The 16319-nt window shown below is 30.2% G+C and carries 14 protein-coding genes and 1 pseudogene; 13 read left to right on the forward strand and 2 right to left on the reverse strand.

The window, feature by feature from the left end; all coding sequences use genetic code 11:
• The first annotated feature begins 89 nt into the window (after positions 1-89).
• From psyc5s11_RS08910 to psyc5s11_RS08925, 4 genes are all read left to right on the forward strand, one after another.
• The gene (locus tag psyc5s11_RS08910; protein ID WP_224037248.1) at positions 90-521 is read left to right on the forward strand and encodes an Rrf2 family transcriptional regulator; all 432 of its coding nucleotides are present in this window, start codon (positions 90-92) and stop codon (positions 519-521) included.
• Between the two features lie 42 nt (positions 522-563).
• Positions 564-1184: a nitroreductase family protein gene (locus psyc5s11_RS08915; protein ID WP_224037249.1), complete on the forward strand. Its 621-nt coding sequence runs from the start codon at positions 564-566 to the stop codon at positions 1182-1184.
• 368 nt (positions 1185-1552) lie between these two features.
• Positions 1553-2917, forward strand: a complete 1365-nt coding sequence (locus tag psyc5s11_RS08920; RefSeq protein WP_224037250.1) for an MATE family efflux transporter — start codon at positions 1553-1555, stop codon at positions 2915-2917.
• Between the two features lie 36 nt (positions 2918-2953).
• Positions 2954-3352 (forward strand): hypothetical protein, encoded by a 399-nt coding sequence (locus psyc5s11_RS08925; RefSeq protein ID WP_449720077.1) that lies wholly within the window; start codon positions 2954-2956, stop codon positions 3350-3352.
• 447 nt (positions 3353-3799) lie between these two features.
• Here the strand turns inward: psyc5s11_RS08925 and psyc5s11_RS08930 are convergent.
• Positions 3800-4174, reverse strand: a pseudogene (locus tag psyc5s11_RS08930) (DJ-1/PfpI family protein); the annotation flags it as partial.
• 360 nt (positions 4175-4534) lie between these two features.
• Between psyc5s11_RS08930 and psyc5s11_RS08935 the strand changes: the two are divergent.
• From psyc5s11_RS08935 to psyc5s11_RS08960, 7 genes are all read left to right on the forward strand, one after another.
• Positions 4535-6310: a pectate lyase family protein gene (locus tag psyc5s11_RS08935; RefSeq protein ID WP_224037252.1), complete on the forward strand. Its 1776-nt coding sequence runs from the start codon at positions 4535-4537 to the stop codon at positions 6308-6310.
• Between the two features lie 231 nt (positions 6311-6541).
• On the forward strand, positions 6542-7879 hold the full coding sequence (locus psyc5s11_RS08940; RefSeq protein WP_224037253.1) for a pectate lyase: 1338 nt from the start codon (positions 6542-6544) through the stop codon (positions 7877-7879).
• 96 nt (positions 7880-7975) lie between these two features.
• Positions 7976-8773: a right-handed parallel beta-helix repeat-containing protein gene (locus tag psyc5s11_RS08945; protein ID WP_224037254.1), complete on the forward strand. Its 798-nt coding sequence runs from the start codon at positions 7976-7978 to the stop codon at positions 8771-8773.
• Positions 8774-9030: 257 nt separating this feature from the next.
• Positions 9031-9159: a hypothetical protein gene (locus psyc5s11_RS27835; protein WP_258712435.1), complete on the forward strand. Its 129-nt coding sequence runs from the start codon at positions 9031-9033 to the stop codon at positions 9157-9159.
• A 192-nt stretch (positions 9160-9351) separates the two neighbouring features.
• Positions 9352-9561: a DUF429 domain-containing protein gene (locus psyc5s11_RS08950; protein WP_224037255.1), complete on the forward strand. Its 210-nt coding sequence runs from the start codon at positions 9352-9354 to the stop codon at positions 9559-9561.
• A 222-nt stretch (positions 9562-9783) separates the two neighbouring features.
• The gene (locus psyc5s11_RS08955) at positions 9784-11496 is read left to right on the forward strand and encodes a methyl-accepting chemotaxis protein (protein ID WP_224037256.1); all 1713 of its coding nucleotides are present in this window, start codon (positions 9784-9786) and stop codon (positions 11494-11496) included.
• A 403-nt stretch (positions 11497-11899) separates the two neighbouring features.
• Entirely contained in the window at positions 11900-12712 is an 813-nt protein-coding gene (locus psyc5s11_RS08960; protein WP_224037257.1) for an alpha/beta fold hydrolase, read from the forward strand.
• A 456-nt stretch (positions 12713-13168) separates the two neighbouring features.
• On the opposite strand, the gene psyc5s11_RS08965 is transcribed toward psyc5s11_RS08960, so the two are convergent.
• On the reverse strand, positions 13169-13912 hold the full coding sequence (locus psyc5s11_RS08965; RefSeq protein ID WP_224037258.1) for an NADPH-dependent oxidoreductase: 744 nt from the start codon (positions 13910-13912) through the stop codon (positions 13169-13171).
• 408 nt (positions 13913-14320) lie between these two features.
• Here psyc5s11_RS08965 and psyc5s11_RS08970 point away from each other — a divergent pair, with 408 nt between their 5' ends.
• Positions 14321-15040 carry a YdcF family protein gene (locus psyc5s11_RS08970; protein ID WP_224038157.1) on the forward strand — a complete coding sequence of 240 codons (720 nt, stop codon included), beginning with the start codon at positions 14321-14323 and terminating at the stop codon, positions 15038-15040.
• Between the two features lie 84 nt (positions 15041-15124).
• Positions 15125-16294: a beta-aspartyl-peptidase gene (gene iadA, locus psyc5s11_RS08975; protein ID WP_224037259.1), complete on the forward strand. Its 1170-nt coding sequence runs from the start codon at positions 15125-15127 to the stop codon at positions 16292-16294.
• The last annotated feature ends 25 nt before the right edge of the window (positions 16295-16319 follow it).

Below are 16319 nucleotides of genomic sequence, written 5' to 3' on the forward strand. Positions count from 1 at the left end.
ATATAAGCAAGAATATAAAATATAAGTAGTTTAGATAAAATAAATTCGTGTAGCGTATTATACACGATGCATATAAAGGAGTTAGATTTATGAAAATCAGTAGTCGTTTTTCTGTAGCAGTCCATATTATTTCAATTTTACAACTCTACGGAAATCCAATGCCTACATCCGAATATATAGCAGGGAGCGTAAATACGAATCCAGTAGTTATTCGAAGAATATTAGGTATGTTAAAACAAGCAGGAATGGTTGATATGAAGCGGGGAACCGGTGGTGCTTACTTAGTAAAAAGTGTTGAAGATATTACAATGCTAGATGTTTATAAAGCAGTAGGCAGTGTTGAGGATGGGCAACTTTTTCAGATTCATGAAAATCCAAATCCAATGTGTCCGGTTGGAGCTAATATTCAAGAGGTTATAAATGTTGCACTAATTAGTTCACAAGATGCTATGGAAGGAATTCTGCAGAAAATAACACTTGCAGATATAACTAAAAATCTAGCTGAAAAAATAGAAGACTAAGCTCAGGTTACAAAAAATAATTTAAAAAAGGAGAATATTAAAGTGAACGAATTTTTAAAAGTTATAAGAGAAAGAAGATCAGCTAATAAATTTATTGAAAATATTACAATACCTAGAGAGGATTTCGATGATATATTTAGAGACCTATCATTATCACCGTCAGCATTTAATCTACAACACGCTAGATACTATGTTGTAGAAGATAAAGCATTGACAGAGAAAGTTTATGAATCATCTTTTAAACAATATAAAATTAAAACTGCTTCAGCAACAATAATAGTTACAGGAGATAAAAAAGCGTATTTATCAGCAGATAAAATTTATGAAGGATCAATGATGTTAGGAATGATTGATAGTACTGAATATCAAATTATGATTAATACTATAAGTAGTCTTTATGAAGGTTGGGGAGAAAGTTTTCAACATGACGAAGCTGTTAGAAATGCATCTTTATCAGCAATGCAATTTATGCTATTAGCTAAAAATAAAGATTGGGATACATGCCCAATGATATATTTTGAAAAAGATAAAATTAGTCAATTATTAAATATTCCAGAAAATGAAGTGCCAGTTTTGATGATTACCATGGGAAAAGTGGACAAGAGCAGCAGTAAAATAAGAGGTTATAGAAAGCCTGCTGCTGAATTTGTTAAATTTTATTAAGAGATTATATTTGTAGTTTAAATATATATGGAGTGAATAGTTCTGATGTGTTGTAAATAAAAGTAATATAGTTAAAAGAAAAAATAATTAATATCTCAAGTACCGTATTATTCAAAATGAATTTGCGGTATTTTAATTTATAATTTTATAAGCAAGCCTCTTAATACCTGAATATATATCAAGCCTTTTCAAGCAAGATCACATAATTGACAAAATAAAATTTCTGTATTAATATAGCCATATTGTTATTGAAGGGAAAATTATGAAAAATAATTTAATTGATAAGATGTGCTCTTATAATAAAGTTCTTTCAGAACCTCAAAGAATAAAGATGATAAAACTTATCTGTCCAAAGGAAGGAAACTACTATGGAAAAAAATAAAATTACAGATTTAACAAAGGGTGATCCTGGAAAATTAATTTTTTATTTTGCATTACCTATATTTCTTGGAAGTGTATTTCAACAAATGTACAATTTGGCGGATACAGTAATTGTGGGATATACTTTAGGTGAAAATGCATTGGCTGCTATAGGCTCTACAACACCGCTATTTGGACTTATTGTTGGTATGGCTCTGGGTATGAATAATGGATTTTCTATTGTTATTGCAAGATATTTTGGTGCAAAAAATATGGACAAAATGAGACAAGCTGTGGCAATGACAATAATTCTTGATTTAATAATATCTGTAGTATTTACAGTGGTTGGAGTAAGCCAAATAAGGCATCTTCTAGAATTTTTAAATACTCCAGCAGAAATAATAAATGATGCATATGGATATATTGTTGTTATTTTAATGTTTATGACTGTTACAATAATGTACAATATGATAGCAGGAGTCTTAAGGGCATTAGGAGATAGTCGAAGTCCTCTGGTATATTTAATTTATGCTTCAATTTTAAATGTAGTGCTAGTTTTTACATTTATTTTGGTGTTTAGATGGGGGATTAAAGGTTCTGCTTATGCAACTGTCATATCACAAATCCTATCAGTAATCTTAGGCTTTAATCATATTATAAAAAGATGTCCAGAACTAAAATTATCAAAGGGAGATTTTAAATATGATGGTACTATGGTAATGGAATTATTCACTTCAGGATTATCTATGGGATTTATGCTATCCCTTGTTTCAATTGGTTCAGTTGCGCTTCAAAGTGCAATAAACAGTTTTGGTAAAGATATAATAACTGCACATATGGCAGCAAGAAAAGTTAGTGAAATTTTCATGATGCCACTTGGAACATTAGCAACAGGAGCAGCAACATTTGTAAGTCAAAATTATGGTGCAAAGAAGTATGAACGAATAAACATTGGACTTAAGAAAACTGTTTTTATGGGTGCAATATGGTCAACAATAGTTGTTATAGTTTCCTTTACCTCTGGTCCATATATAATAAAATATTTGACTGGAACAAATGATACCTTAATTATAGATACAGCAGTAAGATATTTAAGAATTAATACTCCTTTTTATTATGTATTAGCTATACTTCTTATATATAGAAGTACGTTGCAAGGAATTGGTAGGAAGTTTACGCCACTTATCTCAAGTTCAATAGAACTTTTAGCTAAATTTGCAGTTGTAGGTTTTTTAGCTCCAACCATGGGATATTTAGGGGTAACCATATCAGAACCAATCATTTGGGTTTCATGTGCAATTTTTGTACTTATAGTATTTTACTCTGATAAGAAGTTTAAATTAGAAATAAAACAAGATAAAAGTTTAGCATAAAATAAATTTTGTAATTTATCTTAAGGAGTTCCTTCTATTGATGCTGTATTTGAGCCAATGTTCGATAAATGTAAGCTAGTTTCAATTGCTAACCTTGGTCAAACAGATGCTGTTGAATTCCTTGATGGTAAATTAATGATTGGTAAGAGAGAAGCATTAAGAGATGTTAATTGGGACAAACTAAAAGAAACTGTGGGTATTGAAATAGGAGATATATTAGAAGTATCAGAAGGATTCTCTAAAGTAGATTTAGAAACATTAACTACAGAAATAGCCAAAAGGCTTAATGTATATTGCACTGTAGTTCACCCTGTAAGAGAAGCGGCAGCAGTTTGCAATGGAAAGTATTTTCATACTTGGTGTCCGTTTGAGCCTAATCCAAAACTCACAACAGGCGCAGGAGATAACTTCAATGCAGGATTCTGTTTAGGATAAATTCTAGGATTATCGCCTAAGGAATCCTTAATAATGGGGACTGCAACATTTGGATTCTATGTTAGAAATGCGGCAAGTCCAATTTTTCCTAAATTAATTGGATTTCTAAATGAATGGGCTCAGAAGTAGTAAAGGGTAAGGGGGTGAGGCCCCTTACCCTTTCAATATTAGGTCGTTCTATTGGTGACCACAGGTTATATTTTATAAAGTGTTTTAAAACAGGAATTAATAAGGCGATTTTATCTTTAGTTATTAAAGCGGGCACTATTTTCAAGTAACGCCTATACTTACAATGTAATGGTAAATACGATTGAGGAAGATGAGTTTTTAAAGCTGATACATATTAGCTAAATTAGAAATTCATTAATATAAAAGTTAAATCCTTGGATATCATATGAACACCCAAGGATTTTATATATACATTACTATCAGAACTAGTGGAATTTCTTATATGTTATTTAAATAAACATTGTCATTGCTATGTCTTACTTTATTAAAGATTGTAAGACTTTTTAAAATGTTTTTTATTGATTGGGGATTTTGTCCTGTTATAAGTCTTTCATCTTCAACTACATAAGAAGTAAAAGGTATTTTTTCCATTGCTTTAGCTAAAACTTCTTCATCATTTGAATAACCTGTAATAACTTTATCTTTTATAAGTAAGTGACTATCATCTAACTTTATATTAAGTAATGCACCTACTCCATGACAAACAGCTGAAATTATTCCTTCGTTTTGATATATTTGACTACTTAATTTCTGAAAATCTTCAGTGTTAGGGAAATCCAATATAGTACCATGACCACCTGTAAAATAAATCGCATCATAATCTTCTTATATGATATATAGTCAATATTTTTATCGCATAGTGTATATTTTTAGTCGTAGAAGAAGTATTTTAGAAAAAATAAAGCATATATGAAGAGTATTTGCATTTAATGCCTGATTTTGTATGTTTTAAGGAAAAGGTATGTATTTAATTTAAATATCATGAGAAAATGTAATTGCAAGTAGTTAAATAGTTATAATATATTTTACATTAAGTTTCAAGAGAGATTTTAATATAAAATATATTAGCATTTAATCAAAGCCAACCATAGAATCACGTTATTATTTCGTGTAAACGTATAATAATAACTTGATGCAATATAAAAAATAAATTAATGAAGAGGGAATAATTAAATGGAAAAAAAACTTAAAAAAAGTAATCAAATCCTAAAAATTTCACAAAGAGTAATGCTAGCTACTATAGCATCATCAATAGTTATGGCGCCAACATTTAGTGCTAGTGCTAGTACATCAACAAATAATAAAAGTGCTGTAGCAGTAGGAACTCAAAATACTACAAAAGCTACAAGTACTACATCAGCAGCAGTATCAATATCGGCCTTATCAGCATCAGCTGCATTAAATAGTACAGTATCTATATTAGATAGTGAAGGTTGGTTAGAATCTGCAAATGTAGAATGGAGTTCTGTTTCGAACGCTACTGGATATGATGTCTATTATAAATCAGCAAGCGCTTCAGATTCTACATATAAGCTGTTAGATAATCAATCGATTAGAAAATATTCATCATATTATAGAGCTGATGTGTTAGGTCTTGCAGAAGGTAATTATGTAATAAAAATAGTTCCTATTATAAGCAGTAAAGAGGATACTTCAGTACAAGCAATAACAAAAACTCTTAGTGTAAAAGCAAATATAAGAGAAGGCTTTGCTTTTTCTTCAGCTTCACCAATGGGGACAGGATCAGGTGGATATAAGGATGATGGTACTGTTGCAAGTAATGCTACAATTGTATATATTACAGCAGATACTGTAAATACAATAAAATCAGATGTTGTAACAAATGTAAAAGGAACTAAAACTACTTGTACAGGTCTTGCTAATATTTTAGCAGCTCGTCAAAAAGGTTATGATAAAACTCCACTTATTATTCGTATGGTAGGTGAAATTAAATCATCTGATATAACTGGACTTAATAGTACTGGATATTTAGAAGTAAAAGGCTGTTATAATGTTACACTTGAAGGTGTAGGAGAAGATGCTACAGCTTATGGATGGGGAATTCTTGTTAGAAATGCTCATAATGTAGAAATTAGAAATCTAGGAGTTATGTTATTCCCAGACGATGGAATTTCACTTGATACAGGTAATCAAAATATTTGGGTCCACAATAATGATATTTTCTATGGTGCAGCTGGACATGATGCTGACCAAATAAAAGGTGATGGTTCTTGTGATGTGAAACTATCAGATTATGTTACAGTTTCATATAACCGATTCCATGATTCAGGAAAATGTTCTCTTTGCGGTATGAGCGATGTAAATAATTTCAACGTAACATATCACCATAACTGGTTTGATCACTCAGATTCAAGACATCCACGTATTAGGGTCGGAACTGTTCACGTGTACAATAACTATTTTGATGGTAATGCAAAATATGGAGTTGGTGTAACAAAAGGAAGTTCTGCTTTCGTAGAAGCTAACTACTTTAGAAATTGTAAAGATCCAATGCTGAGTTCACTACAAGGTACTGATATTTATAATGGCAGTATAGGTGGATTTTCAAAGGAACCAGGTGGTATGATTAAGGCATACAACAATAAAGTAGAAGGTGCTGCAAGACTTGTTTATGCTAGTGAAAATCCTACTCAATTTGATGCATACTTAGCTACATCAAAAAACGAAGTAGTTCCTAGCACATATAAAACTGTAAGTGGAGGAACAACTTATAATAATTTCGATACAAAACCAGAAATGTACAAATATACTCCAGATGCTTCAGAAGATGTAGAAAGCAAGGTTACTACCTATGCAGGAAGAGTAAATGGTGGAGATCTTATATGGAATTTCACAAATGCTGACGATACAAATTCAACTATGGATGTTAATTTAATGGCTAAACTTAAGAGTTATGAATCTAGTTTAGTATCTGTTGGAGGAAAATAAATAGAAAACATCAAAGTATTAAACTGCAACTAATAGTGCATAATTATTTATGCAAGAAATAGTTAACGTTAACAATAAAGATATTTTAATTCTAATACTTTATATTTACAATATAAATCACGTTATAACATGTATAAAAGTCATATGAAAAACTAAAAAAGATTTTACACACAGTGGAAGTAATTCCATTGTGTTATAAAAAATAATGATTATAAGAGAGGCGATTAAATCATGTCAAAAAAAATAAAAAGTATATTAGCAAAGTTATCAATTGTATCTATGGCTCTATCTATTTGTTATGTTTCTGGAAATCCTACTGTCAGTGCTTTTGCGGCTATTAGTAGTTCAACAGTAACTACTAGTGCAGCAGTTACTGTAAGTAGTATAAGTACAGCTTCAGTCATTAAAGTTACAACTTTTGATCAATTAAAAACAGCTGTTTCTTCTGCAACTAGTGGACAAACAATAGAAATTGCAGCAAATAAGTTTGATTGTACAAGTCAGCTTGTACTCGATAAAGTAAATTCAGGTATTACAATTGAGGCAGCAGCTGGATTTACTCCTGTGTTAGACTTTTCTAGTTTTAGAACAACAGCAAAGGCAGCAAGTCCTAAAGCAACTGGTGATCAATATGTAGGTATAAGAATTAGTGGAGGAAGTTATACAATTAAAGGACTTATAATAGAAAAAGCATATGATAATGGTATGCTTATAAAGCCAAATTATAACAGCGCATTAGCAAAAGATAAGCAAGTAACAGGAGATCCTGATAACAATCAAATAATTGACTGTGTATTCAATTATAATGGTGATGCAGGTCTTCAAATTTCAGGAAGTAATGGACTTGAAGATTTGGGACTTAGTGTAAAACCAGATAATAATACCGTGACAGGTTGTGTAGCTTATAGAAATTTTGACCCAATTACAACTGGTGGAAATGCAGATGGATTTGCCGCAAAGCTTTTCCTTGGGAACGGTAATGTATTTTCAAATTGTGTATCAGCTGAAAATTCAGATGATGCTTGGGATAGTTTTGCTACAGGAAGTAGTGATGTAACATACAACTATTGTGTAGCATATCACAATGGTGATGCAACAGTTTATACTGGAGCATATGATAAAGCAAAAGGACTTGCGATTGATAAGGATTTGACAACTGGTAAGTCATCTGGAAATGGTAATGGATTTAAGATGGGTTCAGGCTCATCAAAATATGGTGCTCAATCAAATGGCGTTAGAAATATGACTAATTGTTTAGCTGTTGATAATACATCAAAAGGTTTTGATGAAAACAATGGTGCTGGTACAATAAATATCACAAATGGTATGTCACTCGGAAATACAAAAGGTGATTATCAACTTGATCTTATGAAAGCTGGAACATTTAAAAATGTTCAAGCATTTGCAACAAAAAATTTAAAACAACCAAGTGGTGGAACTGTAACAATTGTAGATGCATCAAAACAAGCAGCTATAAGAACTGAAGTTAATGCAGCAATAGCGAAGATGAGAACTGAACTTTCAAATAATAAAATTCCAACTTATATGAACTTCAGTTTTTGGAATTAACTAGATATTTATTTAATTTAAGTATTATGAGAATATGTAATTGTAAATAGCTAAATAGTTATCTGCAAACATAAATTTTTAAGGAGTGTGTTAAATATGAATAAAAAAGTAGTCTCAATTTTAACAATAGCAACATTAGTATTATCATTAGGAACAGGAACAGTAACGGCATCAGCAGCAAGTACAGATATTGCAGCCTTATTGCAAGCAGGTGGAACTATACCAGCTGGTAATTACAAACTTACTAAAGGTGTAACAGTAACAAAAGATATTATAGCTAATAAAGTTGTAATTGATGCCTCAGGTTGTCCGAGTGATACAATAGCTATTGTGGCAAAAGCTAATATAACGGGTATAACTGTAAACAATGCTAAAAGACAAGGCATAAGTATGCAAGATTGCTTAGGTAAAACTTTAAAAAATTGCACTGTAAATAAAGCTCAATTTGCTGGTATTGAAGTAAAAAATAATGCATCATATATTACTTTAGATCATTGCATATCAAATAATAATTTTGATAATGCTAAAAATGGCGAAAATGCTGATGGATTTGGAATAAAAAATGGTGCAAAAAATATAACATTAAATAATTGTTCAGCTAGTGGAAATAGTGATGATGGATATGATACTTATACTGCTGGAGCTAATATAAAATTTACTGGTTGTACTGCAGAAAATAATGGTAGTGGTGGAAATGGTGATGGAAATGGTTTTAAATTAGGTCCTAATTTATATAATGGACAAGATGGTGGATTAATTACAGTAACAGGTTGTACTGCCAAAAATAATAAAGGAGTGGGATTCCTTAGAAATCATAATAAAGTAGTTCCAATACAATCTGGTAATATATCTACTGGAAATATAAAAGGTCAATTTAGCTGGAATCTAAACTAAAATTATAAATAAAAAAATAAAGGCATATCAATTGATGTGTAAAATGTGAACAGAACCCATTAATATAGATATTGATGAAAAACACCCCCTATTGTAGACTTAAAATAACTACAATAGGGGGTGTTTATATGTCAGGAAAAAAAGGAATGAAAAATTATCCTATTGACAAATTTGTTTGATGTAACTACAATGAGCACAACAGATGTGACTGAAACAGATACAACGAATAAAAATTAAATTAAGTGAGGATGATTAAAATGAAAATAGCAATATTGGGAGCAAATGGTAACGTAGGTAGTGTATTAGTTGATGAAGATTTAGCAAGAGGTTATGAGGTATTAGCTTTAGTAGTAGACAAAAATAAATATGTGGAAAAGAAGGTGTGATACTTGCAAATTCTGGAGTGCTATCAGCAGAATGGTTGCCAGTTGTAAATGCACATGTTGAAGCCTTAAATGTAATCAAAAAGGAAACTATAGATAAATATAGAAATAAATAGTTATAATCAATAAAGTGTTTGTAAAATATTATTATACTAAGGAGAAGATATTTAAATATATAGGAAGTAGCTTGCGGAAATGGCTGTGGTTAATATTTTAAATAAAAATGCAAATAGTATAATTATAGATATGATTATTGTTCTTCTAGAGAGCATGGAGGATAATCGCCCAGAAAGTAGCGCTAGAATATATCTAAAAGGAAAAACCTCAAGTATATTTAATACGCAGTGTAGACAAGTTGTATATGCTGAAGTTTATACAAAAGCAATTGAATTCATGATCAAATGACATATGTTTGCCACAATTAGCCTTTATAGTTAGATATTATAATAGTGCATTTTTACTTCAATACTATTATTTTAATAACCAACTTGCAAAAAATAAAAATAAGAATTTTGTACAAAGTGTAATCTAAATGTTAAAAATTCAATTGAGATTATAAAAGTTGGTAGATAAATTTAATAACAATAAAATTAGTTCTTTTTAAAATGCAAGGAGGAGGAAATTATAATGTTATTTTTAAAGGATATAAAAGTAAAAACTAAATTGATTTCATCTTTTCTTATTATGGCAATATTAATTGCTATTGTTGGTATAATAGGAAAAACATCATTAAAAACAGTAGATGCAAATTCTGGAGAGATGTATAACAATAACCTACAGAGTGTTTATTATTTGACAGATATGAAACAAAGTTTAACACAGATTAAAAGCAATATGTTACAGGTTGCTTATGTAAAAGATGATTCGAAAAAAGCTGATTTAGAAAAAGATATTAAACTAAATCAAGATAAAAATGATAAATACGTAACAGCTTATGAAAAAATTTCTATGGATGATGTAGAAAAACAAATATGGCCAACATATAAAAATCAACTTGAAAAGTACAACACATTAACAGCAAATGTGATGAAGCTTATTAATGATGGAAATTTTGATGAAGCGGCAAAACAATATCAGCAATTATCTGCTACAGATGATGCAATGTTTGGCAATATTGATAAGTTGATAAATATAAATATTGATAGTGCAAAAACAGATAGTTTAAATAATAATTCTATATACTTAAAAAGTAATAACACTATGACAATATTAATTATAGTAGGAATAATACTTGGAATTGTGTGTGGACTTATTATATCAAAAGATATAGATATTCCATTATTAAAAATGGTAGATTTAGCAGAAAAGATGGCTAAATTTGATTTATCTAATAATTATAAAGTCGTAAGGAAAGATGAATTTGGTAAGACATTTGGAGCACTTACAAAGGCTCAGGAGAATATAAAGGAACTTATAAAGGTAATAATGAGCGATTCACAGAATATGAGTGCATCAAGTCAAGAACTTTCTGCGACAATAGAGGAATTATCAGCAAAAACTGAAGAGATAGATAATGCAGTAACAAACATAGTAGCTGGAATTCAAGAAACAAATGCAGTCGCAGAAGAAATAACAGCATCTGTAAAAGAAGTAGATTCAAGCATTAATGAACTGTCTGGAAAAGCTATGGAAGGAAGCGATAATGCAAACAAATCCAAAGGAAGAGCTATTGAAGTTAAGAAAAAAGGTGAAGAATCTATAAAAGAAGTAAGAGATTTATATTCAGAAAAGAAGAAGAATATGCTAAAGGCCATTGAAGATGGCAAGGTTGTAGATAACATAAAGGTTATGGCTGATACAATTGCAAGCATAGCAGATCAGACCAATTTACTGGCGCTAAATGCATCAATTGAGGCTGCTAGGGCGGGAGAACAAGGCAGAGGATTTGCAGTAGTTGCAGAAGAAATAGGAATACTTGCAGAACAATCTTCAGAGGCAGTAACTGGTATTCAGGATACTATTGTAAAGGTTCAGGATGCATTTTTAAATCTATCATCAAATGGTGAAGACTCATTAAAGTTTATAAATGAAAATGTAGACCCACAATTTAAGTATTTTGAGAATGTGGGAAGTCAATATTATAGTGATTCAGATTTTGTTAGCAAAATGTCAGAAGAAATAGCATCTATGTCAGAAGAACTTACTGCTACAGTTGGTCAAGTAAACGGAGCAATACAAAATGTGGCAGTAGCTTCACAAAGATCATCGGAAAATGCTGAAACAATAAAAGAAAATGTAGATGAAACAACAAAAGCAATAGAACAAGTAGCTATAACTGCACAAAGTCAAGCAGAATTTGCAGAGAAACTTAATGAAATGGTGTTGAAATTTAAAATATAATAAATGAAATAGATTAAGTTTTTTAGAAAGGCATTGCGTATTATTTAAATAAAGATTTTTATAATGCGCGAAGATGTTCTATAGAAGTTTTAAAAGAATACCAAAATGATAAAGCGGCAAAGGAATATTTAATTTTCTGTGATGGGTATTATAAGATAAAAGATACAAGAAGTATAGAGACGTATCTTGAAACATTTTAAAAATTTATCAAGTAATTTAAGTGATTCATAAAAAATTATAGATTTTGGTTTTCTTCTCATCGGCAAATTGCTCTCATAGTAGTCCACACTATAAGAGCAATTTGTCGCTTTGCTTGATGAGAAAAAGTACGATTGGCAATAGTCACCAATTTATGTTCAGAGAATAACCTATTAATAATAGTAATTTTTTATTGGAGATTATGATGGGCTACTATATTAAAGTAGAACCTAATGTGAAAATTTATGTAGAGGATCTAAACCCTGACGGCAATAATACAATCTTGTTTCTACATGGTTGGCCTGGAAGCCATAAGTTGTTTGAATATCAATTTGATCAGTTTTCAAAGATGGGATATAGGTGTATTGGAATAGATACAAGAGGATTCGGTAATTCAGATAAGCCTTATAGTGGATACGACTATAATACGTTATCAGATGATGTTAGGCATGTAATTGATACCTTGAAATTATGTGATATTACACTTGCAGGACATTCAACTGGTGGAGCAATCGCCATTAGATATATGGCTCGGCATAAAGGATATGGAGTATCAAAGCTTGCTCTTTTTGCAGCAGCTGCACCAAGTCTTATAAAGCGTCCTAATTTCCCTTATGGTTTAGAAGAAGACACTGTTCTGCAAATTATTAAAGGAACATATACTGATCGTCCTAAAATGCTGCAAGGTTTTGGGGATATATTTTTTTATCAGCATATAACTGAAGCTTTCTCAAATTGGTTCTTCCAATTGGGATTACAGGCAGCAGGTTGGGCAACTGCAAACATCGCAAATACTTGGATAAATGAAGTACTGTTTTCTGATCTAGGAGCAATAAATGTTCCAACTTTAATTATTCATGGCATTCATGATAAAGTTGTACCTTTTGAGTTAGGACAAGTACAAGAACAAAATATCAGAAATTCAAAGCTTGTGCCATTTAAATACAGCGGTCATGGATCTTTTTATGATCAGCGTGAGAAATTCAACGAAGAATTAGTCAAATTTATTGAAGAATAAAGCTTTTAAAAAAATAATATGGCTATTATATAGTTTTTATGTTAAGGCAACTATTTTATGAGAAAAGATTATAAAAAATATAAGAATAAAAATAGGTTTAAAGGTTTATATAAAACTATTTAAATATTTACATATGTATAAATAAAAATATAAACATATATAAATATTTATAGGAAACATAAGGGGTTTAAGACTTTTAATGATGTTTAATTGCAAGTATTAAGCTGGTAATTTAAAAAAGTATAAATGGACTTGTTATTTATTTTAGCAAGCCTAAGAATGTGAATTTTGGAAGAGGCTGATGAAATTACAATTATGTAATTTATATAAATTTATTTAAAAGAAATTTTTAAAGAGACTAGTTGTAAATTAAAAATAACTAGTCTCTAATTTTATTTTTTCAGTTAAAGTAACGATCTCCGTATGAAATCATTAGCTCTATCTAATTAATAAATTTTATTCTTTAGTTGTAAAGCCTTGCTTCTCCATAGCACCCTTAACATTAGGATAATAAACTGATTGGTATATTTTAGAAGTAAGGGTGCTCCAATCTACTTCTTGCTCATATCTTCCAATATCCTTTAGATAATCACTCATTTGTTCATCGTAAGGAGCAATAGAATTTTCAATAGCTTTTAAATCATAGCTTTCATTATGTCTAAAACTATCAAAAGGAACTCTTGGTTTTTGATGTGATTGATCTGCAGGATATCCAACTACTAATCCAACCATAGGGAAAGTATATTTAGGAAGTCCTAAAAGCTTGATAACCTCAGCGGGATTTTTTCTTATACCACCGATAGGAACAATACCAAGTCCAAGAGATTCAGCTGCGATTATTGAAGCACCTAAAGCTATCCCAACATCCACAGATCCAGCTTCAACACCTTCTATATCTTCATGAATTACTTGCTTAAAACCAGTCTTCTCACCAGCAAGATAAGTTCTATAAAAATCCATTACAAAAATTAAAAATACTGGAGCTTTTGCAACATATTCTTGATTACCTACAAGCTCTGCTAACTTTGCTCTCTTTTCTTTATCTTTGATTACTATAACAGTTGTTTGTTGACCATTTATTGAATTAGGCATAGCTTGAGCAGCCTTTACTATTTCATCAATAAGTTCATCTGAAACATCTTTGTCTAAATATTGTCTTATAGATCTATGATTTTTAATTATTTCTATTGTATTACTCATTATATATCACCTCATAAATTTATTTATTATGTTAGTAAAAAAGTGAAAACTTAGAAATAGTACATGTACTTTTTCTAATAGTTAAAAAATAAATTATACTAAGTCTTTATCAAATAAATTTTAACTAACACAACGTAATTTCTTTCTTTCAATTATCATACTTCAAATGATAATTGAAGTCAATAGCGTTATATTTAATTTTGTGCAATTATATTTTGCTTAAATATTAATATGAATTATACTGATGTTAAATTTCTAAACAGAAAACACTGTGTTTTAGCATGTAATATGCATATATTACATAAGATGTACAATTTTTAATTACATGCTTATTAGTTATGTTTATAATAAATTTATAAGTTATTGCTAAATATAAATATGTTTAGCAGAAATAAATTTATAGGAGAGATGAATTTGGAGAGAATTTGGTACATAATATCAGAAATACGAATTGCATTTGGTTTGCCACTTACAATTTTAGGAATCATATTCTTGGGGCACCTTTTTTTCAAAAATAAAAGAAAAGAAAATGATTTTTTATTTAAAGCCCATAAAATTATAAAGATATTTTTATGTATTACGTTTATATGTTTCATAGGTATAGAAGCTGCAATAATAAGTTATCCTAAGCATAATGAAAAAAAAGATGATTATATTATTGTGCTGGGTGCAGGGCTTGATAATGGTAGGACTCCTAATTTAATACTTCAAGAAAGGCTAGATGCAGCAATAAAGAGTGAAGAAGAAAATCCAACTCAATATATTGTATTATCTGGTGGGCAAGGCACAGATGAATACTTGCCAGAAGCTCAGGCTATGAGCGCGTATTTACAAGAAAGAGGCATAGATAAAGAAAAAATAATAGAAGAAGATGAGTCAAAAGACACTAATGAAAACATAAAATATTCTAAGGAAAAGATAGAGGAACATAGTCATAAATCAATAGATGAAGTTAGCATTAAAATAGTAACAACAGATTTTCATGCCTTTAGAAGTAGTATTTTGGCTAAGAAACATGGATATGTGAATTTTGATAATTACTCTAGCTCTACAGTTTGGTACTTTATTCCTTCAACATATACTAGAGAAGCTTTAGCAGTTGTTAAAAGTGTGCTATTTGATAGATAAGCTTAATGAAAAATTTGTTTATTTAAAAAAGTTTATTATAAGAATTGAATTTTTTACCCATACTATTTCTAAGAGGTGATTTTAATGATTTTAATTAAAAATATTGATACATATAGTCCAGAACATATTGGCATAAAGGATATCTTGACGACTTTTGATAAAATTGCATATATTTCAGAAAAAATTGATTTGCCATCTAGTAACTTTCCAGAAACTGAGATTATAGATGGCTCAAAGCTAAAAGCTATTCCGGGAATTATTGATTTACATGTTCATATAACTGGAGGAGGAGGAGAAGGGGGTTTTACTAGTAGAGCACCAGAACTCATGCTTACAGAGCTTACTACCAACGGGGTTACAACCTGTATTGGTTTACTTGGTACCGATGGTACTACAAGAAGTATGGGAAATCTTATTGCAAAAGCAAGAAGTTTAGAACTAGAGGGATTAAACACTTATGTTTGGACTGGTTCATATGCGGTGCCAACTAGAACAATTACGGATAGCGTTAGAGGAGACATTATATTAGTTGATAAAATAATAGGTGTAGGAGAAATTGCAATTTCTGATCACAGATCAAGTCAACCGTCAGACCAAGATCTAATTCATTTAGCTACAGAGGCACGACTAGGTGGTATGCTTTCTGGTAAATGTGGAATACTTCATGTGCATGTTGGAGATGGTAAAAATGGAATAAATCCATTATTTTATATAAGAAAAAATTCTGAAATACCTTTTAGTAATATTTTACCTACCCATATAAATAGGAATTCTTTAGTTTTTAAACAAGCAATTCAGTATGCAATGGATGGCGGATTTGTAGATATCACTACAAGTATAAGACCTGAAGGAAACGATGAAGTGCACCCTGTAGATGCATTTCAAGAACTATTAAAACACAATATTTCACCCTATCAAATTACAATGAGTTCAGATTCTGGTGGTAGTTCTCCTATATTTGATGCAAATGGTAACCTAACAAAATTTGGAATTGGATCACCAAGTTCCAATATTGAAATTTTACAAAGTTGCATTAAGGCTGGAATACCTATGGAGTTAGCTCTTATTCCATTTACTTCTTCACCTGCTAAATTGCTTAAATTAAATGGAAAGGGTAACCTAACTGAGGGAGCAAGTTCAGATATAATTTTGTTAGATGAGAATTTAAAAATTCATTCTGTTATATGCAAAGGTAAGATTATGGTTTATAAATATAAACCTATTGTCTTTGGTACTTTTGAGAATAATAAGTAATTTTAGAAATCTTAATAAGAATAAA

Source organism: Clostridium gelidum (assembly GCF_019977655.1).
Lineage (GTDB): Bacteria > Bacillota > Clostridia > Clostridiales > Clostridiaceae > Clostridium > Clostridium gelidum.

What these genes read in the sequence shown, in the direction of transcription:
- psyc5s11_RS08910 (WP_224037248.1), top strand. Translation starts at nt 90, where the DNA reads ATGAAAATCAGTAGTCGTTTTTCTGTAGCAGTCCATATTATTTCAATT.
- psyc5s11_RS08920 (WP_224037250.1), top strand. Translation starts at nt 1,553, where the DNA reads ATGGAAAAAAATAAAATTACAGATTTAACAAAGGGTGATCCTGGAAAA.
- psyc5s11_RS08935 (WP_224037252.1), top strand. Translation starts at nt 4,535, where the DNA reads ATGGAAAAAAAACTTAAAAAAAGTAATCAAATCCTAAAAATTTCACAA.
- psyc5s11_RS08940 (WP_224037253.1), top strand. Translation starts at nt 6,542, where the DNA reads ATGTCAAAAAAAATAAAAAGTATATTAGCAAAGTTATCAATTGTATCT.
- psyc5s11_RS08945 (WP_224037254.1), top strand. Translation starts at nt 7,976, where the DNA reads ATGAATAAAAAAGTAGTCTCAATTTTAACAATAGCAACATTAGTATTA.
- psyc5s11_RS27835 (WP_258712435.1), top strand. Translation starts at nt 9,031, where the DNA reads ATGAAAATAGCAATATTGGGAGCAAATGGTAACGTAGGTAGTGTATTA.
- psyc5s11_RS08950 (WP_224037255.1), top strand. Translation starts at nt 9,352, where the DNA reads ATGGCTGTGGTTAATATTTTAAATAAAAATGCAAATAGTATAATTATA.
- psyc5s11_RS08955 (WP_224037256.1), top strand. Translation starts at nt 9,784, where the DNA reads ATGTTATTTTTAAAGGATATAAAAGTAAAAACTAAATTGATTTCATCT.
- psyc5s11_RS08960 (WP_224037257.1), top strand. Translation starts at nt 11,900, where the DNA reads ATGGGCTACTATATTAAAGTAGAACCTAATGTGAAAATTTATGTAGAG.
- psyc5s11_RS08965 (WP_224037258.1), bottom strand. Translation starts at nt 13,912, where the DNA reads ATGAGTAATACAATAGAAATAATTAAAAATCATAGATCTATAAGACAA.
- psyc5s11_RS08970 (WP_224038157.1), top strand. Translation starts at nt 14,321, where the DNA reads ATGAATTTGGAGAGAATTTGGTACATAATATCAGAAATACGAATTGCA.
- iadA (WP_224037259.1), top strand. Translation starts at nt 15,125, where the DNA reads ATGATTTTAATTAAAAATATTGATACATATAGTCCAGAACATATTGGC.